A 23,028-nucleotide genomic window follows, 5' to 3' on the forward strand; every position below is an offset into this window, starting at 1 on the left:
TATCATGTATGTCGCTCGCAATGTTATAAAATCACACAGAGGGTCTGATGTCCAGAAAGCTTCTCCCACTATCTATCACCGCTGCATTCATGGGCGGAACGGCCTTGGCGGATGTACCCAATGTCGCGGTCGACATCGCGCCAGTTCACTCGCTTGTGGCACGGGTTATGGAAGGTGTCGGAACGCCCGACCTGATCATCTCACAGGGTGCCTCGCCGCACGAATACAATCTGCGCCCCTCAGAAGCTGCTGCGCTGCAAAACGCCAACTTGGTATTTTGGATGGGTGAAGACCTGACACCGTGGATGGAAGGGGCCGTCGAGACTCTTGCCGACGGCGCAACCGTCACGACCCTGTTGGAAACGGATGGAACAATTCTTCTGGATTTCCGTGAGAACGCCCTGTTTGAAGCCCACGATCACGACGATCACGCCAAACATGACGACCATGACGACCATGACGACCATGCTGAAACCAAAGGCCATGACGATGAACATGCCCATGATGATCATGACCACGAAGGGCATGACGACCACGATGGTCACGCGCATGGGGACCATGACCCGCACGCCTGGTTGTCGCCAGAGAACGCAAATACGTGGCTGAATGTGATCGCCGCTCAACTATCTGCGGCTGATCCGGACAACGCCGGTACGTATTTCGCAAATGCTGCGGCGGCGCGCGAAGAAATGGCGGCCCTGTCTGCTGAGATCGCCGAAACGCTCGAGCCGGTCCGAGGAGGCAGCTTTGTCGTCTTCCACGATGCCTACCAGTATTTTGAAAATGCGTTTGATTTTCCCGCCTCTGGCGCAATTTCGATCGGTGATGCATCCGACCCAAGCCCGGCCCGCATTGCTGAAATTCAGGCGCGCATCAAGGACGAAGGCGTGAAATGCGTTCTGGCCGAACCGCAGTTCAATCCTGGGATCGTCGAGGTTGTGATGGATGGTGCCGACGCCAATACCGCAGTGATCGACCCGCTCGGCTCTGATCTTGAGCCCGGAGCGGCGCTTTACTCCCAAGTCATTCGCAACATGGCGCAAACACTGGCCGATTGCCTTTGATCCCCTGCCCGGCCGAAGTTCAAAATTCGGCCGGGCTGAACGTCAGCGGCATCGCAAGTGAGTGTTTGCCCAAGTTCCGAGTGATCGCGATCCGCTGACGTTTTCAAATTCGCCCTAAAACCGAACGAAAGACCGACGGACTTAGCCCCAATCCGCAAACATCCACGAGGCGCTTGTGGTTTACATTTTCATATCGTTACATTATTACATTTCATTATCTAAATTACGACCTCCCACCCCACGCCAACATGTTGCGAACCCGTCGCCCCATACCCACCACGAAAGAAGAAGTGTTTTTAAGCTATGACTGATACCCGCCTTCCCGTTACTGTCCTGTCCGGTTTTCTTGGAGCTGGCAAAACAACCCTGCTGAACCGGGTTCTCAATAATCGTGAAGGCCGGCGTGTCGCCGTCATCGTTAATGACATGTCCGAAGTGAACATCGACGCCGATTTGATCCGGGCCGAAACGGAACTCAGCCGGACCGATGAAACTCTGGTTGAAATGTCAAATGGCTGTATCTGCTGTACCCTGCGCGATGATCTGCTGGCCGAGGTCCGGCGACTGGCTGCGGAAGGTCGGTTTGACTATCTCCTGATTGAATCCACTGGTATCTCAGAACCCCTGCCCGTCGCGGCGACTTTTGATTTTCGCGATGAAGACGGTGAAAGCCTGTCTGACGTGGCCCGCCTTGACACGATGGTCACCGTGGTTGACGCGGTGAATCTGCTTAACGACTACTCCAGCCACGACTTCCTTCACCACCGTGGTGAGACCCTTGGCGACGAGGACGATCGCACTCTGGTGCATCTACTGACCGACCAGATCGAATTTGCCGACGTTGTCATCCTGAACAAGGTTGCTGATGCCGGCCCGGAACGCACCGATGCAGCGCGCAAGATCATCCGTAGCCTCAATGCGGATGCAAAAATCATCGAAACGAACCAATCCGAGGTTTCCAGTGATGCTATTCTGGACACTGGCCTTTTCGATTTCGAAATGGCGCATCAGCACCCCATGTGGGTCAAGGAGCTTTATGGTTTTGCCGACCACGTGCCGGAAACCGAAGAGTATGGCGTTTCGTCCTATGTTTTTCGCGCCAGACAACCCTTTGAGCCCGAGAAAATCCTGGTGCTGCTGAATAGCGATTTGCCCGGTGTGATCCGGGCGAAAGGTCATTTCTGGATTGCAACCCGTCCCGAGTGGGTGGCTGAGTTTTCCCTTGCTGGCGCTCTGTCCAGCGTGAAGCCAATCGGAACTTGGTGGGCGTCCGTGCCCGATACCAGATGGCCTGATCACCCGTCAGTGCTTGACTACATCAAACAACACTGGGTCGAGCCTTGGGGCGATCGGCGGCAAGAGATTGTGTTTATCGGTGCAGGTATCGACTGGCCATCCCTCAAGTCCCGTCTTGAATCCTGCCTGCTATCTCAGGCCGTTGCGCCCGGGCCGGATGCCCTTCCATCTGACTTGCCTGACCCGTTTCCGCTGTGGCGCCGAGTGGAGGATGCCGCATGACCTATCATCGCACCGACCTGAACGGCGCAGCCGTCGGAGTGGGCGTATCGGATAAGCCGGACGGATTGGCCAAAATCGAAATGCCGGGGTGCGCGGCGACTATCTGGCGCCGTCAACTTGCGCCGGAATTTCAGACATGGATCAACACCCTGGACCCATCGCATCTGCCCAAAGCGCGGCTAGTCCTACGCCCTCAGGGCCGTTCCGGACGCCCTGAGTCACTTGTGCAACATGGCGGGGATAGACGAAGGTGCAGAACGCACTTGGTTAGAGGATGCATCTCAGACCTCGCCACGCGGTTTGCCGAGATGATGCGCGCACCCTATCTTCGACTTTGCCTAGACGCGATCAACACCAATGCCTGCAGGAAATTCCACATAGATGCCTTATACGCGCGCCTGATCTGCACCTATCGCGGGATAGGCACGCAATACGGTATGTCAAAGGATGGCCTTGACCCAGACCGCGTGTTTACCGTGGCAACCGGTGCCCCCATAGTTATGCGTGGCACGCTTTGGCCACAGAACCCTCCGTCAGGGTTACTGCATCGCTCGCCACCAATTGCGGGAACAGGTGAGACCCGCCTTGTTCTGGTGCTCGATCCCATTTTTGACATCGAGGAAGACGTCTGATGCCGCGAAATCTTGGCCAGACGAGACTGAGAAAGCGCCGCCGCGCCGAAAATCCGATGCGCGAGTTTGACCGCCTGCCTCCGGTCTTGCGTGCGTGGGTATCTCAGGCCGCGTTGCCTTGGCGTCCACGATCAGTCCTTCGTGCCTATCAGAAAGCGCTGGCCCATACAGGTGATCATGGCCGTGCCCTAGAGGAACTGGGCCGCCTTGAAGCCTTGCAACTTGCCAAAGATAGCAAAGGCGCAGCATTAGCATGATATGTTTGGACCTCACCGAAAACGATCTGAAAGGGCGACTTCCTCGCCCGTCAAACCAGCCCCCATAATCTCACGGTGTCCGGAGTTGAACAGCCTGTAGACTTTCGCAAGGTTGTGCAGTTGAACCGAATACGTGTAAGCGTCGTGATCACGACACTACAATGATTTGGGCGCGCCTTGGGCAACGACAATAATGATAATCCGGTGGATGACTTACTGCGCGCCCGTCTGCGCATTCCAGTTGGAGCAGACTTTAGGTTAAGGATCTTGCGGTACCTGATGGAGGGCGTTGACTGGATCAACCGCACCACGACTGGTCAGGCTTTCTTTGCCCTGAAAGAAACCGAAGAGATATTGTCGGAGCTTGGTGAACGCACCGGGCCAGAGTTGGTGCGCGCGGTTTTGCAGATGAACCACGGAACCACGATACGCGCGCACGGGCTTGAGAATATTCCGACTCAAGGCCCGGTCGTCATCGCCTCGACCCATCCGATCGGGACCTTCGATTTTCTTGCCCATGCGGGGGCATTGCAGGACCATCGCGCGGACCTGAAGGTTGTCGCCGGGCGCGAAGCTGAAAGGTTTTTGGGCCGCGATCTGATCGTCCCGGTGGATCTGGATCAAAAGGACAGGGTTTTGACGGCCCGACAGACCCGTGCCGGAATGTTGCAACACCTTAAGAAAGACGGCGCCCTGCTCGTGTTCGGCTCTGGCCGGGTTCCGTATTTGAAAGGTGACCGTCTGGTCGAACCTCCCTGGAGGACCGGGGTAACCCGTGTTTCAGCAGAGGCCGGGGCGCCAATCGTTCCCGCATCGGCAAACATGCGCAACTCTCGGCACTACTACCGGACGCGCCGTCTGGCTGGGGTCCTGAGTGGGGGCAACGACGAGTTTGGGCGCAAAGTCGCGTCTCTGCGATACGTGTCAGAGCTGATTGCTAAGCTTGGCGGCTCATATGATGTCTATTACGGCCCGGTTCAGCAAGCAGGCACCGCACCCGACATTCTGAAAAGACTGTCCGAAGGGTTGGTTCCCGACCTCTATGACCAATAGTGGCGCTTAGCTTTTCCCGGCCTTATAAATCCTGGTCCTTTGCCCGGTCGCGCTCCTGCAGCGCGCGGATGCGCATTCGTTGCGCCGCCTGGATATGAGCGCGCATTTCAGATTCTGCCGCAGCACCGTCGCGTGCTTTCAACGCGACCATTATGCGCCGGTGTTCCGCCACGGCTGACGCGGCCCGTTCACTGCCCAAAAGCTGTGAGGGTCCCAGAATCAACAACGCCTTCTGCAAGGACAATGTGGATTTCGTTAGAAATCTGTTCTTTGCCGCATCCAACAACGTGGCGTGGAAAATCTTGTTGATCCGCACGGCATCCGGCCCTGTGCCTGCCTCGGCCAGCCGGTCATTGAGAACGTCCAGCTCATCCAACTCAATGTCAGAGGCAGCCCGCGCAGCAAGTCGCGCCGCAGTCCCTTCAAGCACTGCGCGCATCTCATACAGCTCCATCACTTCGGCATAGTCGAGGCTGCGGACCGTCGCGCCCAGACGCGGAACATGCGTAACCAGCCCATCCGCCTCTAGCTGTCGGATCGCTTCCCGCACAGGGGTGCGGCTAACGCCCAGCCGTTCCGACAACTCTATCTCGCGCAGACGATCCCCCGGCAGCAAAGCCCCTGCGCGAATTTCATCCAGCAGGGATTGATAGGCAGAGCTGCCCTGCGGTCCGGGCTTAATCTGATCGTCCTGAATGCTCATAACGCCTGTACTTGCATGCTGCGTCCAATTGTATACATATGGATACAAAATGAGTCAATGCCGATGGAACACGAGAGTTGGCCAATCAAGACATTTTTCATTCTCTGCTGATGAAGCGGTTCGTGACCGCTGGCCTTGCGGTTCTTGGCACAGGGGTCTTTTGGGTTTTGGGCCTGCCGCTGCCGTTTTTGTTCGGCCCGATGACAGCTTGCCTGATGGCTGCTCTGGCCCATGCGCCGATGGAAGGCTTCGGACAGGTTTCTGTTGCGGCGCGGACAATTCTGGGTGTTGCAGTCGGCGCGTCGATCACCCCCAGCCTGTTTGCCGAACTGCCCAAAATGGCGGCCTCGATCATGCTGATCCCGTTGTTCATCCTCCTGATCGCCCTGATTGGTGTGCCGTTCTTTCGCAAGCTATGGGGGTTTGACACCACAACCGCATTCTATGCCGCCATGCCCGGTGGCCTTCAGGACATGATCATTTTCGGCACCGAAGCCGGGGCCAACCCGCGTACCTTGTCCCTGATCCACGGTACGCGCGTTCTGATCATCGTGACGTTGGCCCCTATTTTCCTGGCAGTTTTCTACGATGCGGACCTGACAAACCCCATTGGGCAACCCGCCAGCGAGCTACCCATTCACGAGGTTCTGCTAATGGTTCTGGCCGCGGTTGTAGGCTGGAAAGGGGGTGAGAGGATTGGGTTGTTCGGCGCGTCCATTCTGGGCCCCATGATTTTGACAGCCGCGTTGTCGCTGGGCGATTTCATACACTCGCGCCCCCCACGCGAGGCTATCTTGGCGGCGCAGTTCTTTATCGGCTGCACCATCGGGGTGAAATTCGTTGGCGTCACTTGGCGAGAGCTTCAGCGCGTTGTCGCCGCTGGTTTCGCCTATGTCGTAGTGCTTGCGGTCTTGGCGGCAGGGTTCACAGCCATCGTTACCACTTTGGGCCTGGGGCGTCCGGTCGAAGCATTCCTTGCTTTCGCGCCCGGCGGGCAGGCGGAAATGACGGTGCTGGCGATTGTATCAGGCGCGGATCTGGGGTTTGTCATCACGCACCACCTGACGCGAATTGTGCTGGTCATCATTGGCGCACCGATTGCCGCAAACCTAATCCTGCGACTGTCCAAACCGAAGGACCACCCCTGATTTGTAATCGTTTCGCCTTGGGTCAGCACTTGGTTCAGTGGGTCTGCCGGGTGCCGAGATTTTCAGGCTTAAACAACAAGCCAATTAACGGGGTCGGGCATTGGCCGCCGCCACAGATTTAACGAATCTCGATTATGTGGCATTCTCTGGATTGGGCGCTAACAGGCCAACCCATTTTGGTCAGGCGCCCACGCTTTGGGAGGAGCCAGATATGAACTTGAGACCTGATCCCACTTTTCACGCAACCCCTAAACTTGCAATGGAGGCTCCGGCGGAAACGCTAGCCTTTACTTTGATGCTCAGTCCGGACGGTTCGAAACCGGATGGGTTAGCAGTTATCGACGTTGATCCGAATTCCAAAACCTACAGCAAGATTGTTCACAAACTCATTATGCCCAACAAAGGTGATGAGTTTCATCATTTCGGGTGGAACGCTTGCTCGTCTGCGCTGTCCCCCCTGACCGGGCACGCCTTTCTTGAGCGCCGTTACCTGATCATTCCCGGCATTCGATCCTCACGCATCTACGTGATCGACGTCAAAGAGCCGCTCAAGGCGAAAATCCACAAGATCATCGAACCCGAAGAGGTGTTTGCCAAGACAGGATACTCGCGCCCGCATACAATCCATTGCGGCCCCGAAGGTATCTATGTCTCGACGCTTGGGGGTGGTGGCAAAGACGGCACAGACGGACCACCCGGCATTTTCATCATGGATTGTGAAAGCTTCGAAATCCTCGGCCGATACGAGATGGACCGGGGTGAGCAAACCAAGCACTACGACTTCTGGTGGAACCTTCCGCGCGATTACATGGTGAGCTCGGAATGGGGCCTGCCCCCACAATTCGAAAACGGGATCGTGGCCGAGGATTTACTGTCCAACAAATACGGTCACAAAATTCACTTCTGGAACCTGCGCGAACGCCGCAACGTCCAGACCATCGACCTTGGCGAAAACCACCAGATGGCGCTGGAAATCCGGCCTGCGCATGATCCGGCAAAAGATTATGGGTTCTGCGGGGTCGTTGTGGATACGACCAACCTGCAGGGTTCGATTTTCACGTGGTGGCAGAAGGACGATGGCACGTTCGAGGCGAAGAAAACGATCACGATCGACCCCCGGCCAGAAAAGGCCGAAAACCTTCCACCCCTGTTGCAGGGGTTCGAGGCCGTGCCGCCATTGGTAACCGACATCGACCTGAGCCTGGATGACAAGTACCTTTACGTCGCATGTTGGGGTCAGGGTGAAATGCACCAATATGATGTATCCGACCCAATGAAACCCAAACTGACTGGCAAGGTTGAGCTGGGCGGGATTGCGCGTGGGACGAAACACCCCAACGGCAAGGCTTTTGCCTATGGTCCACAGATGGTCGAAATCAGTCGTGACGGCAAGCGGGTCTACTGGACCAATTCGTTGTATTCGACATGGGACGACCAGTTCTACCCCGATGACGAGGGCGGCCAGATGGTGATGGCCAATGTCGGCGAAAATGGCGGTTTGGAGCTGGACAAAGACTTCTATGTTACTTTTCCAAAGGGGTATCGCAGCCACCAGATCCGCCTAGAGGGCGGCGATTGTTCAACCGACAGTTTCTGCTACCCGTCTGTCTGACACGTGGACGGATTAGATACGGCAGCAGCCCTTTGGTGGGCTGTTGTCGCTTCGGGCATATATCACGGGGTCAACCCCGGTATGGGTTGGCCCTTGGCGGTGTCTGCGGCACTGATGGACAAAAGCGGCAACAGTCTGCTCAAGGCGCTGCTCGCCTTGGCAACCGGGCATCTTCTGGCGATGGCCGCGATACTGTTTCCCTTTGCCGCATTGCTGTTTCTGGCCGAGTGGCAGCGAAAAATCCAGATTGCCGCGTCGTGCCTTGTGATTGGCCTGGGCCTTTACCTGCTTTTCAATCGCCGCCACCCGCGCTTCCTTGCGCGCGTGCCTCCGACAAGGCTTGTGCTGTGGTCATTTCTGGCTGCGATGGCGCATGGAGCGGGCCTGATGCTGGTTCCGATCTATCTGGGAATCTGCCGAACAGTTGCCACTAATGCAGGTCACGCAGCCGCGTCTGACCTGATGACCGGAAATGCCGGAATTGCGGTTGCTGTTGCCCTTGCCCACACCTTAGCCATGACTATTTCCGGCGGCCTGCTTGCCTTTGGCGTCTATCATTGGCTAGGCCTCAGGTTTCTGTCGAAAAGCTGGTTCAATCTGGATCTGGTTTGGGCACTAAGCCTGATCCTAGTGGGGACATTGTCGCTGATATTCACCCACTAAGCTGCCCAACCTTTGGCAGCTCAGCGATCGGAACTTGGTATGGTTCGCTGCGGAGATGAGCGAATGCCTTGCCATCCCGATGATCAAAAACGGATTTATGGCGTCTCGACCTTCGCGGGCTGAAAACACCGGGCGCAGTTTCTACTTTGTCCGTTCAACAGATTAACGGTTGAATTCGTGGTTGGCTGGGTTTTGGAAACAAGCCCAAATTAACGGCTTTGGACAAAGCGCATCCTGAGGTAAGTTATGGCCAGTTGTAAGATTTTCAGTTTTCGCGTTTTTTGGCCGTGTGCGTAACGCCTTGAGACAGACAGGATTTTTCGTTTGAAGCACAAATTCAAGATACTGACAGGATTGGCGGTGCTGTCTTTCGTCTGCGCCTTCTTGTTTCAATTGCATCGCGCCTTTACAGACCCAGAGCTGGCCCTGGGTACAAGATGCAAAATCATGTGGCACGACGCAGGGTATCGAATTCCGTTTCGCAGAACCGAAGAACGTCACATCAGCCACGAAGGATTCCTGATCAGCATCGGGTTACAAGACCCTTCGGGAACTGAATTGGATCCCGGTTTTTGCGCATATGATCCGTTCTCGGACACTCTGACATTGGTTGAGATGCGCAATGGCTAAGTTCCACGGGCGAACATCGCAGGCTTCATCCGTTTTGGTTGACTAAGGGGGGGCACCGCAACGGCTGTGAGTGCGTGGTACGTTAGCTGCGGGCCGCACCCCCTTATCCTACCGAACTCCCCTCAGCGGACGATATCGCCACGCCATCCGGCAGGATTGCCGAATATGTGGCTGATGCCCGGCGATATGGCTTGCGCCCCGCCGCCAAATTTATACGCAGTTTTGCCAACACCGGTGCGTATGGGCGCGGCGTGATTAGACGGGAACTCATATAATTTTGGCGCAACCTCGCAAGCCTCAGGCGACCGGACGAACCACTTAACAATAAGTGAAGTGACAAACGCAAAGAGGATATCGAGATGAACAAAAGACCGTCGTTATCGTTGCTTATTGTCTTGGCTGTAACCGGCATTGCGTCAGCCATAGGGGGCCCCTTTGTCGGAGTTTCAGCATTTTTTGGCATCGTCCTGATAAGCGCCATCATCGTCGGCGGACGCGCAGAGAAACGCAGCCTTGCGGCCCAACGCGCCTGACGACCCGTGCAGAACCATACATCGTACGTTTGTGGCGGCTTACTGGTCGTGGCAGCCTCATAAGCTAGGCAGAAACAATGCCAAGCCGGGGAACGCGATCAGTAGAACCACCAACAAGATCGAGCAGAAAATAAACGGGAAAGCTGATGTATAGATTTCGCGCATTGTGGTACCCGGCGGCGCGACGCCTTTCATAACAAACAGCAACAACCCGAATGGCGGGGTGGTGAAGCTGATTTCAAGCGAAAGCAACATGATCAGGCCGAACCAGATCGGATCGAACCCAAGCGTCTGCGCCAGTGGAAAGAAGATTGGCACGGTCAGCAACATGATCGAGATCTGCTCCATGAACATGCCAAGCAGCAGCAAGACAGCGAACATCACGGTCAGCATGGCCAACGGGGCAAGTTCAAATGCGATGGCCCAGTTCACCAATCCTCGTGACGCTCCGGAAAATGCCAAAAGCTGACTGAACGTGGCCGAGCCAAAGACAATCAGATAGGCCATCAGTGTAACCTTGATGGCCCCGATGACCGACTTTTTGATCGCCTCCCACGAGAGGCAGCGGAATATGGCGGCCAGGATCAACACGCCCAATGCGCCAAATGCTGCGGCCTCGGACGGGGTGACAAAACCTTTAATCATCAAGATGATGATCACGACCATGACGCCAACCATCGGCACGACCTCGGTCATGAGCAGTTTCAGGCGGTATGCCAAAGACATAGGCTCCACGTCGTAGGCCGGAGCCGCGTTGGGGTCCAACCGTGTTTGGAGCCAGATCGTACCAATGTAAGAGAAGGCGAGTATCAGGCCCGGAATAACGCCCGCGATCAGCAAGGCCGCCACGTCTATCTGTGCGAGCGTGGCCAGAAGAACGGCAAGCGCCGAAGGCGGTATGATGATCGCCAAGCCACCCGTTCCCAATATTGGTCCAATGCTCATATACGACTTGTAACCGCGGCGGTTCATTTCAGGCACCATCAGCGACCCCAAAAGCGCGGTTGAGCCCATTGACGACCCCGACAACGTGGAAAACGCGGTGCCGCCCAGAACCGTTACGTAGCTCAGCCGCCCCGGCAGGCGGCCCAACAGCTTATCTATCGCGCTGAACATGCGCCCACCTAACCCTGTGTGAAAGAAGATCTCTCCCATCAACAGAAACAGCGGGATTGGCATCAGCGCATATTTGGTCAACGCGCCCAGCCCGTTGTTGAGCAGTTGCGTAACCCCCCGTTCACCCCCCATGAAAATCCAGGCGCCCAGAATGTTGGCCGCAAGAAACGCCAGCGCAACAGGCATTCCAATGGCCATCAGGAACACTATTGACCCAAGCAGCAGGGCAAGCGCTTCGTACCATTCCATTATTCGTGTATCCCTGCTTCTCCGCTGTGCATCAGCTCGGGTCCGAAGACAAAGCGCGAAAATTCGATCGCCATCATTCCAAACGAAAGCGGAAAGGCGATCGTCAGCATCCATCGGGGGAAATAGTAAGCGCGGGTGTCATAGTCCCCGCGTTCGATATTCGTCAGGACCAAGTCGGCCCCTTGCCAGGCAAGGATGAGGCAGACCAGTACACAGGCGGCAGCCACCGAACGGCTGACAATCCGGCGCAAACCAATCGGCAGCGCCGCTGTCACCAGTTCGATGTGGACATGGCCCTTTTCCCGTACCAGCCAAGGCGCGCCCAGCATGGTCATGTACAACAGCCCGTATTCTGCAGACGTAAACAGCCAAGCAAAGGGTTGCAGCCCGGCATTTCGCATCAGAACTGACGTGATGACGGATAGCATCAGCCAAACCAGCAAAAGACCAGCGATTATGGCCATGCCAAACAGCACTGCGTCATAGATCCTTTTCATCATCCCGCCTGCTTTGCCCCAAAAATGTTATAGGCCCGTCCAACCAGAACGGGCCTGTCTTTGGACTTAGTTTGCAGCGTCGAGATCGTAGAACAGCTCGATCAGGCGATCATAGTTATCAGTGCCGCCGGGCTGTTCGGCCATCAGACCTTTCATACGCTCCCACGTCTTTTCGCGGGCCGCTGCAAGGTAGTTTGCCTTTGCTTCCCCTTCCAGACTGACAACTGTCATTCCCGCTGCATCAAGGGCCGCAAAGTCTTCGTCGCGTTTGCTGCGAAGGGCTTCAACACTGTCTTTTTCGTGTTGGATCGCGACGTCTTGCAGGATCGTGCGCGCTTCTTCAGACAACGAGTTCCAACGGTCGAGGTTCACGATGACGCCAAGATCGGTCGAGAAGAAGCATGGCTCGATACGAAAGTTCAGGAACTCGTTCCATTTCAGGTCAATCAGGCCAATCTGGGTCCAGCCCGTCGCATCAACAACACCACGTTGCAGCGCCGAGTAAACCTCGCCAGTTGGCAGGTCGATCACCTGTGCGCCAAGGTAGTTTGTGAAAAAGGCGTTGTAGACGTTGTTGCCGCGCAGCTTCAGTCCTTCGACTTCCAGATTGCCGTCGGCATCAAAGCTGGGCTCGTTACGAGTCCAAAGGTTGTAGCAGACGCCGCTGTCGAACCAGCCAAGGTACTTCAGGCCCATTTTGTCCTGATGAATTTGGTCGATCAGTTCTGTTCCGCCATTTTCGCGGGTTTCAATAGCGGTCAGGTTCGAGGCGACCATCGCGTCTTTTTCGGGCAGCGCGCCACCATAGAACGAGCCTGGGGTATAAACCATGTCGACGACACCGTCGCGAACCGCATCGGGTTGTTGGAACATGCCAATGGCTTCCGGACCACCGCGCACGTCTATCTGGATGACCCCTTTGCCCGCTTCGTTAACTTTGTCGACAAAGTCCAGAAAGCTTTGGGTATAAATCAGCGTTTCAGGAAAGGCGTGAACGGCCGAGATTGTTTCTTCTGCTTTGGCCGTTCCGGCGACGATTACGGCCCCTGCCAACAGGCCAGCCAATGAGTTCATTTTCATAAGTCTTCCTCCACTTGTTGAAGGGGCATTTTTTGGTCTCACCCCATTTCAGGCCGCTTGGCCCGTATTGCGCCGTCTTCACGCGACGTGTCCTAATTCGGTTTGTTCGGCCACGCCCAAGGGGCGGCCTTGTTGCGGTTTTTCCTATGCGCGCCGATTGCCTGCATATGCTGCCGGGTCAGGTCGATGTCGTCCCAGCCGTTGATCAGTTTCACACGCCATCCTTCGTCCAGCTCAAAGGTCACCGTAATGTCCCCGAGGGTCAGTCGGCTTTCGGGCAAGTCAATCGAAACCTGGGCCGGGGCATCCTTCAACGCGTGCTGTAGCTGCATCACCTTCTGGGCATCGACCTGCGCAGGCAGCAGGCCGTTGTTGATCGCATTGTTGGCGAAGATGTCACCGAAACTGGGCGCGATGACCGCGCGAATGCCCGCATCGACCAGCGCATAAACCGCAGCCTCACGCGACGACCCGCTGCCAAAGTTATGCCCGGCGACCAGAATACTGATCCCTTCGTGACGGTTCAGCGGAAAATCTGCGGACAGTTGTTCGTCATCGCCCCGCCGCATGTCGTGCAGCAGATACTGGCCATATCCCTCGCTGCGTGGGGCCGACATGAAACGCGCCGGGATCAATTGATCCGTGTCGATATTGTCGATCGCCAGCGCCAAGGCGTGCCCCTTTTGTGTGCTCCAACCAGCCATTATGCCGCCCTGCCCTGAATAAGCGGCCTGACATCTGTGATTGTGCCCGTTACGGCCGCTGCAGCGACCATCGCCGGGGACATCAGATGCGTTCGCGCACCGCGTCCCTGACGCCCACGGAAATTGCGGTTGGTCGAGGATGCGCAGCGCTTGCCCTCGGCCACGATGTCGCCATTCATGCCGACGCACATTGAACAACCCGACGCGGCCCACTCCAACCCGGCATCTTGGAAAATCCTGTCCAACCCTTCGGCTTCGGCCTGTGCTTTGACACGTTCCGATCCGGGCACAACAAGCCCCGGTACGCGCGCCCGGCGCCCTGACAAAACCAAAGCAGCCTCGCGAAGGTCTTCAATGCGCCCATTCGTACACGAGCCGATAAAAACCTGATCCACAGGGATACCGTCCAAGGGTTGCCCTGGTGCCAATCCCATGTAATCCAATGCTTCACGCGCCAAGTTTGACGTGGCTGGATCGCTGGGGTCCGGAGCGGGAATATTGGCCGTTATAGGCAGGGCCTGCTCTGGGCTGGTGCCCCAAGTGACAGTTGGCGAAATGTCAGCCGCGCCCAGGGTGATATCGCGGTCAAAAACAGCCTCTTTGTCCGTGACCAGACCGCGCCACACCTGTCGCGCGCTTTGCAGGTCTGCCCCCGAAGGGGCGCACTCGCGCCCTTCGAGATAGGCAAACGTGACCTCGTCAGGTGCGACCATGCCAAACCGCGCCCCACCTTCGATTGAGAGGTTGCACAGAGTCATTCGCCCCTCCATCGACAGATCCCGGATCGTTTGCCCCGCGTATTCAATCGCATGACCCTGCGCACCGCCGCTGCCCAGTTGCGCGATCCAGTTCAGGGCAATGTCCTTGGCCGTTACACCAAACCCTAAACGACCTTCGACGTTGATGCGCATCGCCTTGGGTTTGCGCTGCCAGACCGTCTGCGTCGCCAGCACATGTGCAACCTCGGTCGCCCCGATCCCGAACGCCAGCGCACCAAATGCTCCGTGAGTGGATGTGTGGCTGTCCCCGCAATTGATAAGCAGTCCGGGCAAAGTCAGGCCCAACTCGGGCCCAATCACGTGAACGATGCCCTGCGAAGGGTCGCTCAGATCGAAAATCCTGAGGTTGTGAGCCGACGCATTGTTTCGCAGGGTTTCGATCATCCGTGCAATCTTTGGATCGGCAATCCGTTCCCGGCTTCGTGTGGGCGCGTAATGATCTGCCACCGCAAAGGTGAGGGCTGGTTCAGCCACAGGCAGGCCGCGCTCGGCCAGCTTGGCAAAGGCATGATGCGACCCTTCATGTACAAAGTGTCGATCCACCCAAAGCAGCGACGCGCCATCCTCGCGCCTCAAAACCTCATGCGAGGCCCAGAGTTTGTCGAGCATGGTGCGCGGTGCGTTCACTTCCCGACCTCCTCGCTGCGTCCGATCGCAGGTTCCCAGTGCCGGGCCGAGCCGGTTCCCACGCGCGCCAAGGGCATCTCGAGCCGAAACATGTCAGAGCGATAGAGGCCGGAAAGATATTCGACCCCATTGCCTTCGACGTCCCGAACGATCCGCTTGAGCGACAACAGAGCCGAGCCGACAGCGATGCCCAATGCGTCGGCCACATCAGGCCCCGCCAAGGTCGCCGAAACGGTTTGATGCGCTTCCTCGATCTGCACGCCGCTGCGCTCCAGCAGTTTGAAAAGCGGTGTCGTTGCGAGGTCACTTTCCGAATAGTTCTGCGCAATCGAAGCGGGTACGTAGGTCGTCAGATGTGAAAACGGAACATCATCAGTCAGGCGCACGCGCGTAGCGATCTGCACCTGCTGGTCACTCGGCAGCCCCATGGCCGATGCCACCACCTCCGGCGCCTTGCCGTATGAAAAGGACAAAAGCCGCGCGGTGGTGCTGTGCCCCATTTCAACCAGTTGCGGCATCAGCGTGTTGAAGTCCATCGCAGCAGGTGCCCCAAGGGTGGATTGGCCCGAAACCCGGGTGCCGCTACCTGCCTGACGTTCTATCAGACCATTTCGAGAAAGCGCGTCCAGCGCCCGCCGAATTGTGACACGCGAGACCCCGAACTTTTCAGCCAACCGCTGTTCACCGGGCAAAGTTTCCCCTGACGCAAGCTGCCCTTCGGTGATCTGATCATGCAGATGCAGATAGACGCGTTGCGCCTTGGTCCCGTCCGGAAGATTGGCCGCGTTGATCTTGTTCACCCGATGATTCCCCTTTCACAGCGCCTCCAATCGTAGAACCGGAACTCTAAAAAGCAAGCTTTAGTATTATTGCAACTCGAAAAATAGTCTTACAATTATTTTCAAACCTGTATTACAGATAATACAATAACCGGAGGAGCTTTTGCATGCCGATTGTCGAATTGCATGTGTTCAAGGGCTATAGCGCACAAGAAAAACAACGACTTGGCGTGGCGCTGACCAATGCAGTGCGATTCGTAGTGCCTGCCGCGCCAGACCTTGTGACCGTCTTGATCCACGACATATCCGATCAAAACTACTATCGTGGCGGCAAGGTTCGGCAGCCCGCCCGGGCGAAAGACGACCCCGAACATATCGTGCGTGCGTTTCTATCCGATATGGGCGAAGGCGCGGTTGAAAGCGCGCGCAAAAGGCTAAGCCCGGACTTCGTGATGCAATTTCCCGGAACCGCGCCCATGCGTGATCTGGGGGATCTCAGAAACTGGGCAGCCACCCGGTATCGCCGCATCGCAAAAACCTACGACGGGTTCGATGCCATGCAAAGCGATGGTGAGGCCGCGATCGTTTATTGCAGGGGTACGTTATCCGGTGAATGGACTGACGGCTCACCATTCGAAGGCATCCGCTTCATTGACCGGTTCGAGATACAGAACGATTTGATCACACGCCAGGATGTCTGGAACGATATCGCAGAAACAAGGGCGCAGGCATGAGCGAAATTGACCCTATCACCCTTTCTGTTCTTGCAGGCCGCATGGAGCAGATCGCCGACGAAATGGACGCCACCCTGTTTCGGGCGGCTTTCAACCCGATCATTGCCGAAGCGCATGACGCCAGTCATGGGCTTTATTCGGCGACGACAGGCGACACTCTGGTTCAGGGCAAATCCGGTTTGCCGATCTTTGTGGGGGTGATGTCCTTTGCGGTGAAAGCAGTGATCGAAAAGGCAGCCTCGGACGGCGATCTGGAAGACGGTGATATCTATATCTTCAACGATGCGCATATCGGCGGCACGCATTTGTCCGACATGCGTCTGGTGCGTCCCTATTTCCGCGATGGCACGTTGTTCTGCTATCTCGCGTCGGTTGGGCATTGGCATGATGTGGGTGGCGCTGTGCCTGGAAACTATAACCCCGCTGCGACCGAAGTTTTCCAGGAAGCCTTCGTTCTGCCGCCAGTAAAGCTGGCGCGCAAGGGCGAGATAAATCAGGACATTATCGACATTCTTCTACGGAATTCCCGCCTGCCTCAATCGGCGATGGGTGATTTGAACGGGCAACTGGGCGCTTTGGATCTTGGGGTCCGGAGAATGGACGAGCTGCTGGATGAATACGAGGCTGACACGGTTTCAACCGCACTTGCGGCGCTCAGCGATCGGGCCGAAGCTCTGATGCGATCCGAGTTGCAGGAACTGCCGGACGGCCGGTGGGAGACCGAGGATTTCCTCGATAATGACGGGATCACAGATGAGCCGCTTCGCATCAAACTGGCGCTTGAGATCAAGGACGATCAAATGGTGCTGGATTTCACGGGCTCATCCCCGCAATGCGCCGGGCCTGTAAACATTGCCCTGCCGACGACCGTTGCGACCGCCTATGTGGCAATCAAACACGTCTTCCCGGCGCTGCCTGCCAACGCCGGGGTAATGCGCCCCATCGACGTCATCGTGCCCGAAGACAGCCTGTTATCGGCCAAGTTCCCTGCCCCGACAGGTGGATACACGGAAACTATTCTACGGATGATCGACGTGGTCTTCTCGGCCTTTGCCAACGCCGCACCTAATCGGGTTGTCGCCAATGCCTATGGGACAATCAATGCGCTTTCCATTGCTGGGAAACGCTCAAACGGACAGCCATGGGTGATGTTCAGCTTTTACGGAGGGGGACACGGCGGCTCGGTCGAAAGCGATGGGTTGAACCACGGCAACGCTCCGATCTCAACGGCGACGATCCCGCCGATGGAAATTCTAGAAGCCGCCTATCCGGTCATGTTCCGTCAATGGGCTTTGCGCCCTGACAGTGCAGGTGCGGGCACCCATAGGGGCGGGCTTGGGGCCATCTATGAGATTGAAGTACTTGAAGAAAATGGCGCTCAGGCTTTTCTGTTTGGCGAACGCGGCAAGTTCGCCCCAAAGGGGATCGCCCAAGGCGGCGACGGGGCGATGAATGTCTTCACCTATGAACAGGACGATGGGTGGAAGGCACCGCCCCTGGTTTCAAAAATGAGAGGGATCGAATTGAAGCAAGGACAAGCGGTGCGCCTAGAGACACCCGGCGGCGGGGGTTATGGCGCTGCGGGTCGCCGTTCACCCGAAGCGATCGCTCGGGACGTGGCACGCGGACATGTAAGCGCCGAACAGGCGGATCAGGACTATGGCCCCGCATGGCGCGAGGTGGCACCATGAGCGGGCGTATGATCGGTGTGGACGTTGGCGGCACGTTCACGGATGTCTTTGTTCTGAACGAAGCGGACGGCAGCGCAACCGTCGCCAAAGTTCCCACCACACGCCCGGATCAGTCGGGCGGGTTTCTCGACGGGATCGGGCGCGAGGAGGAAGACCTATCCGAGATCTCTGTTGTCGTACATGGCACCACAGCGGGCACGAATGCTCTGCTGGAACGCAAAGGGGCCAGAACGGGCGTTATCTGCACCGAGGGCTTGCGGGACGTGTTGGAGATGCGCCGCAGGGATCGGCCGCGCACTTGGGGGCTGCGCGGTGATTTCGAACCCGTTGTGGATCGTCGCGACCGTCTGGAGGTGCCGGAACGCACGCTTGCGGACGGCACCATTCGCACGCCGGTTGATTTGGACGCCGTGCGCAAAGCGGCAAAGCAATTGCTTGAACAAGGGTGCGAAGCTGTCGCGATCCTGTTCGCCAATGCCTATGCCAACCCAGATAACGAAGCCGCTGCTGTCTCGGCCATACGCGAAATCTGGCCAAATCCACATGTGTCGGCCTCGTCAGAAATCCTGCCGGAAATCCGTGAATTCGAACGATTTTCAACCACGGCACTGAACGCCTATCTGCAACCCGAGGTTTCGGGCTATTTGACCCGCTTGGAAAACGCCCTGCGATCCGGCGGATTCGATGGTGAGTTCATGATTGTGCAATCCAATGGTGGCGTCATGGGGGTCAACACCGCGTCCCGCCTTCCAGTGCGCACGGCGCTGTCTGGCCCCGCAGCCGGTGTGATTGCGTCAGGCTACATCGCGCAATCGGCGGGCTTTGACAACGTCATCACCGGGGACATGGGCGGCACCAGCTTTGATGTTTCGTTGATCTCACAAGGGCAGACGATGCTGTCGGCCCAGACCTCCATTGATTTCGGGATGGTTGTGCGCAACCCGATGATCGAAATAACGACCATCGGCGCGGGAGGCGGGTCGATAGCGTGGGTCGACAAGGGCGGATTACTGAACATCGGCCCTGAAAGCGCAGGATCAAATCCCGGCCCGGTCGCCTACGGCCTTGGCAATGATCGCCCGACGGTAACGGATGCCAATGTCGTGCTGGGTCGTATCGACCCGGACAACCCGATTGGTGGCAAACTGGAGAGGCTGGACGTAGAGGCCGCTGGCAAAGCCATTGATATTCACGTCGGCGAACCTTTGGGTTTGACGAGGCTTGAGGCGGCCGAGGCCATTTTGCGTGTTGCCAATTCACGTATGGCTGGGGCGATCCGGCTTGTAAGCATCGAGCGCGGCTTTGACCCCAAGCGTTTTGCCTTCATGCCGTTCGGCGGTGGCGGCGCGTTGCATGCCGGGGCAATGCTGGCCGAAGTGGGGATCGCCCGCGCCATCGTTCCACGTTATCCCGGCGTCACCTCGGCACTGGGCTGCGTGATCGCGGATATGCGGCAGGACTTCGTTCAGACCATCAACACATTGGTCGCGCAGTTAGACAAAGCTGCTTTGGGCGCGTTCATGCAAGAACACGTGGATCAGGGAATGGCGCTTCTTGATGCCTCACGGACGACGTTCGACAGGCGTGAGATTTCATTCGAGCTGGACATGGCCTACGTGGGTCAAACACATACCGTACCGGTTCCGCTGACTGTGAAGATGACAGACGGCAAGGTGACCGCGCCCGGCAAAGCCGATATCGAACAAGCCTTTGATACGGCTTATCACGCCACTTATGGAAGACTGCTGAAAAACGGTGTGCGACGCATCCTGAACCTGCGCAGCGCGGTTACGGGCAAGCGGCCGAAATTCGATCTTTCGTCCCTTGCACCGGCAACGGAAGGCAGCATTGCGCCCTCGTCGACGCGCAAAGTTCATTTTGGCAACGCCTGGCATGACACGGCCATTTATGATCGCTTGTCTTTACCGGTTGGCGCTGTAATCAAAGGGCCAGCCATTTTGACCCAACCGGATACGACCGTTCTGATCGAACCGGATTTTCAAGGACGCGTAGACTCCTTTGGCAACACGATCATCGAACCACTGGGGGAGGACTGAATGAGCGAACCAGAAACCTGGGACCCGCGCAAAACGGCGCTGCTGACCATCGACCTTCAGAACGACTTTATCCATCCTAAAGGTGCCTATGGCCGGGCAGGCCAGTCAGCACAAGAAATCGCGGCACTTCCCGAACGCATCGCCCCCTTGGCGCGAAAACTGCAAGCCGCTGGCGGGTGCTATTTTTCAGCGCAATTTACACTTGTGCCGGACCGCAAAGGCGAGCCGTTGATTGCACCGCATCTGAAGAAGTTGCGCCCGTTTCTGACCAAAGGCGACTTCGCGCCGGGCGGATTTGGTCACAGTCTGGTCGATACCCTGCAACCTTGCGATTTCGTCATCGAAAAGGTTGCCTACTCGGCCTTCTACCAGACGCGGCTGGAATATCTGATGCGCGCTTTGGGCATCGAAAACCTGATCGTCGGGGGCATCGTGACCAATGGCGGCGTGGCCTCTACTCTTCGAGATGCCCATTTGCGGGATATCCACACCGTTATGCTGACAGATGGGTGCGCCGCATTTCGGCAAGAGGTTCACGATGCAACGCTCCTGTCGTTGGGCACTGTTACACACCAGCGAAGTTGCGATCACATTATGAACTGGCTGGAGGGAGCCAAATGAGCCTTAAGTCCCGCCTGAAAAACAAAGAAATTCTTGTGGCCCCCGGCGTGTATGACGGCTTGACCGCATCGCTGGCTGAAAAAGCTGGTTTCGAGGCGCTGTATCTAAGCGGTGCAGCCGTTGCCTACACGCGGCTGGGCCGCCCCGATATCGGACTGTCCACCGCGTCCGAGATGGCAGACACCATGACTCTGATCGCAGATCGGGTCTCATTACCTGTTATCATCGACGCTGACACCGGCTTTGGTAACGCGCTGAATGCCCAGCGAACCATGCGCCTGTATGAACGCGCCGGCGCATCTGCGCTTCAAATCGAAGACCAGACCTATCCAAAACGCTGCGGGCATCTGTCGGACAAGTCGCTTATCCCCGCGCAGGAAATGGCTGGGAAAATCGCAGCGATGGCCGACGCGCGCGCCAATAGTGACACCCTGATCATTGCCCGAACAGATGCCATCGCCGTCGAGGGATATCAGGCCGCCACCGACCGCGCGGAAATCTATCTGGAGGCTGGTGCAGATGTTCTGTTCCTCGAGGCCCCTCAAAGCCGCGAACAACTTACATCCATCGCCGATCAATTTGCCCCGCGAGTCCCCCTTTTGGCGAACATGGTCGAAGGCGGCGCAACCCCGATACTTGGCGCCAACGATCTTGAGGCACAGGGATATTCCATCGTCATTTTCCCCGGAGGGATTGTCCGAGCTTTGGCCAAAACCGCTCAGGCATACTATCAAAGTCTGGCTGTCAACGGTTCAAACAAGCCCTTTGCCCAGAACATGTTCGACTTCGGCGGTCTGAACAAAGTCATCGGAACTGCTGAGATGCTGGAAGCTGGGGCCCGCTATGATGACACCCAAGGTTGAGAGCGTTCCGCCGGACCGGTTCGATTTGACGACCGGCACGCTGATCATCGGTGCGGGTGCTTGTGGTCTGGTCGCCGCCCTGTCGGCATCGGAGACTGGACAGGACGTGCTGGTCATTGAGGCCGATCCAGTTCCAAGCGGTTCAACCGCGTTGTCCGCCGGGTTGATCCCGGCTGCAGGCACAAAGCTTCAACGGGCTGCAGGGATCACGGATGATGCCGCACTTTTTGCGCGTGATATCCAGACAAAGGCACATGGCGAAAACGAGCAGGCTCTGGTCGATCTGTTGGCCAGCAACGCCGCCGAAGTCATCGACTGGCTGTCTGAACGCCACGCCCTGCCCTTTTCGGTTGTCGCGGATTTCGACTATCCCGGTCACTCGCGCCGCCGGATGCACGGGCTGCCGTCACGGTCGGGCCAAGAACTGATCGACGCCCTGCGCAGCACTTGCGAGCGTGAAGGTTTAGACATCATATGCAATCGACGGACGGTAACGCTGTATCGGGATCAAGACCGGATCTTGGGTGTTGCCGTGACTGGCCCGGACGAAACCGTTGAAACCATTGCATGTGATCGGCTTATTCTTGCCTGCAACGGTTTCGGTGGCAATCGCGCCTTAGTGTCCGCGCATATGCCCCAGATCGAAGAGGCGCTCTGGTTCGGGCACAGCGGCAACCGGGGCGAGGCTATCGTTTGGGGGGAAGGGCTTGGTGCAGGACTTCTGAACTTAAGCGCCTATCAGGGTCACGGAAATGTCGCTCACCCTCATGGGATATTGATTACGTGGGCGGTGATCACCGAAGGCGGTGTACAGGTGAACCGCAATGGCCACCGTTTCTGGAACGAAGCGCAGGGCTATTCGGAAGCCGCCCGTGCGGTTCTGGCGCAGCCCGGCGCAGAGGCTTTCGCCATTTTCGACGACCGTATCGCTGCGATTGCGCGCCAGTTCGAGGATTTCAAGCGCGCAGAGAATTCAGGGGCAATTCAATCCGCTGAAACCATCGAAGACCTGTCAAAAGCACTGGGTTTGCCGTCTGCGGCTTTGGAGCAAACCATTCACGACATTCCTACCGGTCACACGGATGAATTTGGCAGGTCCTTTAACCAGCCGCCTTTAGCACCGCCTTACAAAGGCGTTCGCGTTACTGGCGCTTTGTTTCACACCCAAGGTGGATTGCGGGTCGATTCCTGTGCGCGCGTTCTCAAAGCTGACGGTACTAAATTCGCCAACCTCTACGCAGGCGGCGGCGCGGCTGTTGGCGTGTCTGGCAAAGGGGACAGCGGATATCTTTCCGGAAATGGTTTGTTGGCTGCCGTTGTGCTAGGTCGAATTGCGGGCCGGATCGCTTAATATCAGGCTTTGCACCTGAATATTCCGATCATTTCTACCTGTAGGCAGGAATGCAGCCTCGTCGTAT

The 23,028-nt window shown here is 57.1% G+C and carries 23 protein-coding genes; 16 read left to right on the forward strand and 7 right to left on the reverse strand.

Translation table 11 applies throughout. The features are described 5' to 3' along the window. Positions 1–47: 47 nt before the first annotated feature. The 5 genes from GOX75_RS13315 (at position 48) to GOX75_RS13335 (ending at position 4,524) form a co-directional block, all read left to right on the forward strand. Positions 48–1,064, forward strand: a complete 1,017-nt coding sequence (locus tag GOX75_RS13315) for a zinc ABC transporter substrate-binding protein (protein ID WP_171123818.1) — start codon at positions 48–50, stop codon at positions 1,062–1,064. Between the two features lie 303 nt (positions 1,065–1,367). Beyond that, positions 1,368–2,582 (forward strand): GTP-binding protein, encoded by a 1,215-nt coding sequence (locus GOX75_RS13320; protein WP_171123820.1) that lies wholly within the window; start codon positions 1,368–1,370, stop codon positions 2,580–2,582. After that, positions 2,579–3,214 carry a DUF1826 domain-containing protein gene (locus GOX75_RS13325; RefSeq protein ID WP_171123822.1) on the forward strand — a complete coding sequence of 212 codons (636 nt, stop codon included), beginning with the start codon at positions 2,579–2,581 and terminating at the stop codon, positions 3,212–3,214. The genes GOX75_RS13320 and GOX75_RS13325 overlap by 4 nt, the downstream gene beginning before the upstream one ends. Beyond that, positions 3,214–3,471: a DUF6525 family protein gene (locus GOX75_RS13330; RefSeq protein WP_171123824.1), complete on the forward strand. Its 258-nt coding sequence runs from the start codon at positions 3,214–3,216 to the stop codon at positions 3,469–3,471. Before GOX75_RS13325 ends, GOX75_RS13330 begins: the two co-directional genes overlap by 1 nt. 204 nt (positions 3,472–3,675) lie before the next feature. Next, positions 3,676–4,524 (forward strand): 1-acyl-sn-glycerol-3-phosphate acyltransferase, encoded by an 849-nt coding sequence (locus GOX75_RS13335; RefSeq protein WP_171123826.1) that lies wholly within the window; start codon positions 3,676–3,678, stop codon positions 4,522–4,524. Between the two features lie 22 nt (positions 4,525–4,546). Here GOX75_RS13335 and GOX75_RS13340 read toward each other — a convergent pair whose 3' ends face one another. Continuing rightward, positions 4,547–5,227: a GntR family transcriptional regulator gene (locus GOX75_RS13340; protein ID WP_171123828.1), complete on the reverse strand. Its 681-nt coding sequence runs from the start codon at positions 5,225–5,227 to the stop codon at positions 4,547–4,549. A gap of 110 nt (positions 5,228–5,337) precedes the next feature. Between GOX75_RS13340 and GOX75_RS13345 the strand changes: the two genes are divergently transcribed. From GOX75_RS13345 to GOX75_RS13365, 5 genes are all read left to right on the forward strand, one after another. Then, positions 5,338–6,375, forward strand: a complete 1,038-nt coding sequence (locus GOX75_RS13345) for an AbrB family transcriptional regulator (RefSeq protein WP_171123931.1) — start codon at positions 5,338–5,340, stop codon at positions 6,373–6,375. A 211-nt stretch (positions 6,376–6,586) separates the two neighbouring features. Continuing rightward, complete coding sequence (locus GOX75_RS13350; protein ID WP_171123830.1) at positions 6,587–7,987, forward strand: selenium-binding protein SBP56-related protein; 1,401 nt, start codon at positions 6,587–6,589, stop codon at positions 7,985–7,987. A 3-nt stretch (positions 7,988–7,990) separates the two neighbouring features. Further along, a complete protein-coding gene (locus GOX75_RS13355; RefSeq protein WP_171123832.1) occupies positions 7,991–8,650 on the forward strand; it encodes a hypothetical protein in 660 nt (219 codons plus the stop codon). A 324-nt stretch (positions 8,651–8,974) separates the two neighbouring features. Continuing rightward, positions 8,975–9,280, forward strand: a complete 306-nt coding sequence (locus GOX75_RS13360; RefSeq protein ID WP_171123834.1) for a hypothetical protein — start codon at positions 8,975–8,977, stop codon at positions 9,278–9,280. A gap of 359 nt (positions 9,281–9,639) precedes the next feature. Beyond that, the gene (locus tag GOX75_RS13365; RefSeq protein ID WP_171123836.1) at positions 9,640–9,813 is read left to right on the forward strand and encodes a hypothetical protein; all 174 of its coding nucleotides are present in this window, start codon (positions 9,640–9,642) and stop codon (positions 9,811–9,813) included. Positions 9,814–9,870: 57 nt separating this feature from the next. Here GOX75_RS13365 and GOX75_RS13370 read toward each other — a convergent pair whose 3' ends face one another. The 6 genes from GOX75_RS13370 to GOX75_RS13395 all read right to left on the reverse strand — a co-directional run bounded on the left by GOX75_RS13370 (position 9,871) and on the right by GOX75_RS13395 (position 15,665). After that, positions 9,871–11,178: a TRAP transporter large permease gene (locus GOX75_RS13370; RefSeq protein ID WP_171123837.1), complete on the reverse strand. Its 1,308-nt coding sequence runs from the start codon at positions 11,176–11,178 to the stop codon at positions 9,871–9,873. Continuing rightward, the gene (locus GOX75_RS13375) at positions 11,178–11,675 is read right to left on the reverse strand and encodes a TRAP transporter small permease (protein ID WP_371808164.1); all 498 of its coding nucleotides are present in this window, start codon (positions 11,673–11,675) and stop codon (positions 11,178–11,180) included. The genes GOX75_RS13370 and GOX75_RS13375 overlap by 1 nt, the downstream gene beginning before the upstream one ends. A 66-nt stretch (positions 11,676–11,741) precedes the next feature. Continuing rightward, positions 11,742–12,755, reverse strand: coding sequence for a TRAP transporter substrate-binding protein DctP (gene dctP / locus GOX75_RS13380; protein WP_171123841.1), 1,014 nt, complete (start codon positions 12,753–12,755; stop codon positions 11,742–11,744). 92 nt (positions 12,756–12,847) lie between these two features. Continuing rightward, on the reverse strand, positions 12,848–13,459 hold the full coding sequence (leuD, locus tag GOX75_RS13385; protein WP_171123843.1) for a 3-isopropylmalate dehydratase small subunit: 612 nt from the start codon (positions 13,457–13,459) through the stop codon (positions 12,848–12,850). Next, positions 13,459–14,865 carry a 3-isopropylmalate dehydratase large subunit gene (gene leuC, locus GOX75_RS13390; protein WP_171123845.1) on the reverse strand — a complete coding sequence of 469 codons (1,407 nt, stop codon included), beginning with the start codon at positions 14,863–14,865 and terminating at the stop codon, positions 13,459–13,461. Before leuC ends, leuD begins: the two co-directional genes overlap by 1 nt. Then, positions 14,862–15,665 (reverse strand): GntR family transcriptional regulator, encoded by an 804-nt coding sequence (locus GOX75_RS13395; RefSeq protein ID WP_171123847.1) that lies wholly within the window; start codon positions 15,663–15,665, stop codon positions 14,862–14,864. Before GOX75_RS13395 ends, leuC begins: the two co-directional genes overlap by 4 nt. Positions 15,666–15,811: 146 nt before the next feature. On the opposite strand from GOX75_RS13395, the gene GOX75_RS13400 reads away from it, so the two are divergent. The 6 genes from GOX75_RS13400 to GOX75_RS13425 are packed head-to-tail and all read left to right on the forward strand — an operon-like array spanning position 15,812 to position 22,961. Further along, the gene (locus GOX75_RS13400) at positions 15,812–16,378 is read left to right on the forward strand and encodes a tautomerase family protein (protein WP_171123849.1); all 567 of its coding nucleotides are present in this window, start codon (positions 15,812–15,814) and stop codon (positions 16,376–16,378) included. Beyond that, on the forward strand, positions 16,375–18,069 hold the full coding sequence (locus GOX75_RS13405; protein ID WP_171123851.1) for a hydantoinase B/oxoprolinase family protein: 1,695 nt from the start codon (positions 16,375–16,377) through the stop codon (positions 18,067–18,069). Before GOX75_RS13400 ends, GOX75_RS13405 begins: the two co-directional genes overlap by 4 nt. After that, positions 18,066–20,126, forward strand: a complete 2,061-nt coding sequence (locus GOX75_RS13410; RefSeq protein ID WP_171123853.1) for a hydantoinase/oxoprolinase family protein — start codon at positions 18,066–18,068, stop codon at positions 20,124–20,126. Before GOX75_RS13405 ends, GOX75_RS13410 begins: the two co-directional genes overlap by 4 nt. After that, positions 20,127–20,747, forward strand: coding sequence for a cysteine hydrolase family protein (locus GOX75_RS13415; protein WP_171123855.1), 621 nt, complete (start codon positions 20,127–20,129; stop codon positions 20,745–20,747). Then, positions 20,744–21,610, forward strand: coding sequence for an oxaloacetate decarboxylase (locus tag GOX75_RS13420; RefSeq protein WP_171123857.1), 867 nt, complete (start codon positions 20,744–20,746; stop codon positions 21,608–21,610). The genes GOX75_RS13415 and GOX75_RS13420 overlap by 4 nt, the downstream gene beginning before the upstream one ends. Next, positions 21,591–22,961, forward strand: coding sequence for an FAD-dependent oxidoreductase (locus GOX75_RS13425; RefSeq protein WP_171123859.1), 1,371 nt, complete (start codon positions 21,591–21,593; stop codon positions 22,959–22,961). Before GOX75_RS13420 ends, GOX75_RS13425 begins: the two co-directional genes overlap by 20 nt. Positions 22,962–23,028 lie beyond the last annotated feature (67 nt).

This window comes from Ruegeria sp. HKCCD7251, from assembly GCF_013031165.1.
Classification (GTDB): Bacteria; Pseudomonadota; Alphaproteobacteria; order Rhodobacterales; family Rhodobacteraceae; genus Ruegeria.

What these genes read in the sequence shown, in the direction of transcription:
- GOX75_RS13315 (WP_171123818.1), top strand. Translation starts at nt 48, where the DNA reads ATGTCCAGAAAGCTTCTCCCACTATCTATCACCGCTGCATTCATGGGC.
- GOX75_RS13320 (WP_171123820.1), top strand. Translation starts at nt 1,368, where the DNA reads ATGACTGATACCCGCCTTCCCGTTACTGTCCTGTCCGGTTTTCTTGGA.
- GOX75_RS13325 (WP_171123822.1), top strand. Translation starts at nt 2,579, where the DNA reads ATGACCTATCATCGCACCGACCTGAACGGCGCAGCCGTCGGAGTGGGC.
- GOX75_RS13330 (WP_171123824.1), top strand. Translation starts at nt 3,214, where the DNA reads ATGCCGCGAAATCTTGGCCAGACGAGACTGAGAAAGCGCCGCCGCGCC.
- GOX75_RS13340 (WP_171123828.1), bottom strand. Translation starts at nt 5,227, where the DNA reads ATGAGCATTCAGGACGATCAGATTAAGCCCGGACCGCAGGGCAGCTCT.
- GOX75_RS13345 (WP_171123931.1), top strand. Translation starts at nt 5,338, where the DNA reads ATGAAGCGGTTCGTGACCGCTGGCCTTGCGGTTCTTGGCACAGGGGTC.
- GOX75_RS13350 (WP_171123830.1), top strand. Translation starts at nt 6,587, where the DNA reads ATGAACTTGAGACCTGATCCCACTTTTCACGCAACCCCTAAACTTGCA.
- GOX75_RS13365 (WP_171123836.1), top strand. Translation starts at nt 9,640, where the DNA reads ATGAACAAAAGACCGTCGTTATCGTTGCTTATTGTCTTGGCTGTAACC.
- GOX75_RS13370 (WP_171123837.1), bottom strand. Translation starts at nt 11,178, where the DNA reads ATGGAATGGTACGAAGCGCTTGCCCTGCTGCTTGGGTCAATAGTGTTC.
- GOX75_RS13375 (WP_371808164.1), bottom strand. Translation starts at nt 11,675, where the DNA reads ATGAAAAGGATCTATGACGCAGTGCTGTTTGGCATGGCCATAATCGCT.
- dctP (WP_171123841.1), bottom strand. Translation starts at nt 12,755, where the DNA reads ATGAAAATGAACTCATTGGCTGGCCTGTTGGCAGGGGCCGTAATCGTC.
- leuD (WP_171123843.1), bottom strand. Translation starts at nt 13,459, where the DNA reads ATGGCTGGTTGGAGCACACAAAAGGGGCACGCCTTGGCGCTGGCGATC.
- GOX75_RS13400 (WP_171123849.1), top strand. Translation starts at nt 15,812, where the DNA reads ATGCCGATTGTCGAATTGCATGTGTTCAAGGGCTATAGCGCACAAGAA.
- GOX75_RS13405 (WP_171123851.1), top strand. Translation starts at nt 16,375, where the DNA reads ATGAGCGAAATTGACCCTATCACCCTTTCTGTTCTTGCAGGCCGCATG.
- GOX75_RS13410 (WP_171123853.1), top strand. Translation starts at nt 18,066, where the DNA reads ATGAGCGGGCGTATGATCGGTGTGGACGTTGGCGGCACGTTCACGGAT.
- GOX75_RS13415 (WP_171123855.1), top strand. Translation starts at nt 20,127, where the DNA reads ATGAGCGAACCAGAAACCTGGGACCCGCGCAAAACGGCGCTGCTGACC.
- GOX75_RS13420 (WP_171123857.1), top strand. Translation starts at nt 20,744, where the DNA reads ATGAGCCTTAAGTCCCGCCTGAAAAACAAAGAAATTCTTGTGGCCCCC.
- GOX75_RS13425 (WP_171123859.1), top strand. Translation starts at nt 21,591, where the DNA reads ATGATGACACCCAAGGTTGAGAGCGTTCCGCCGGACCGGTTCGATTTG.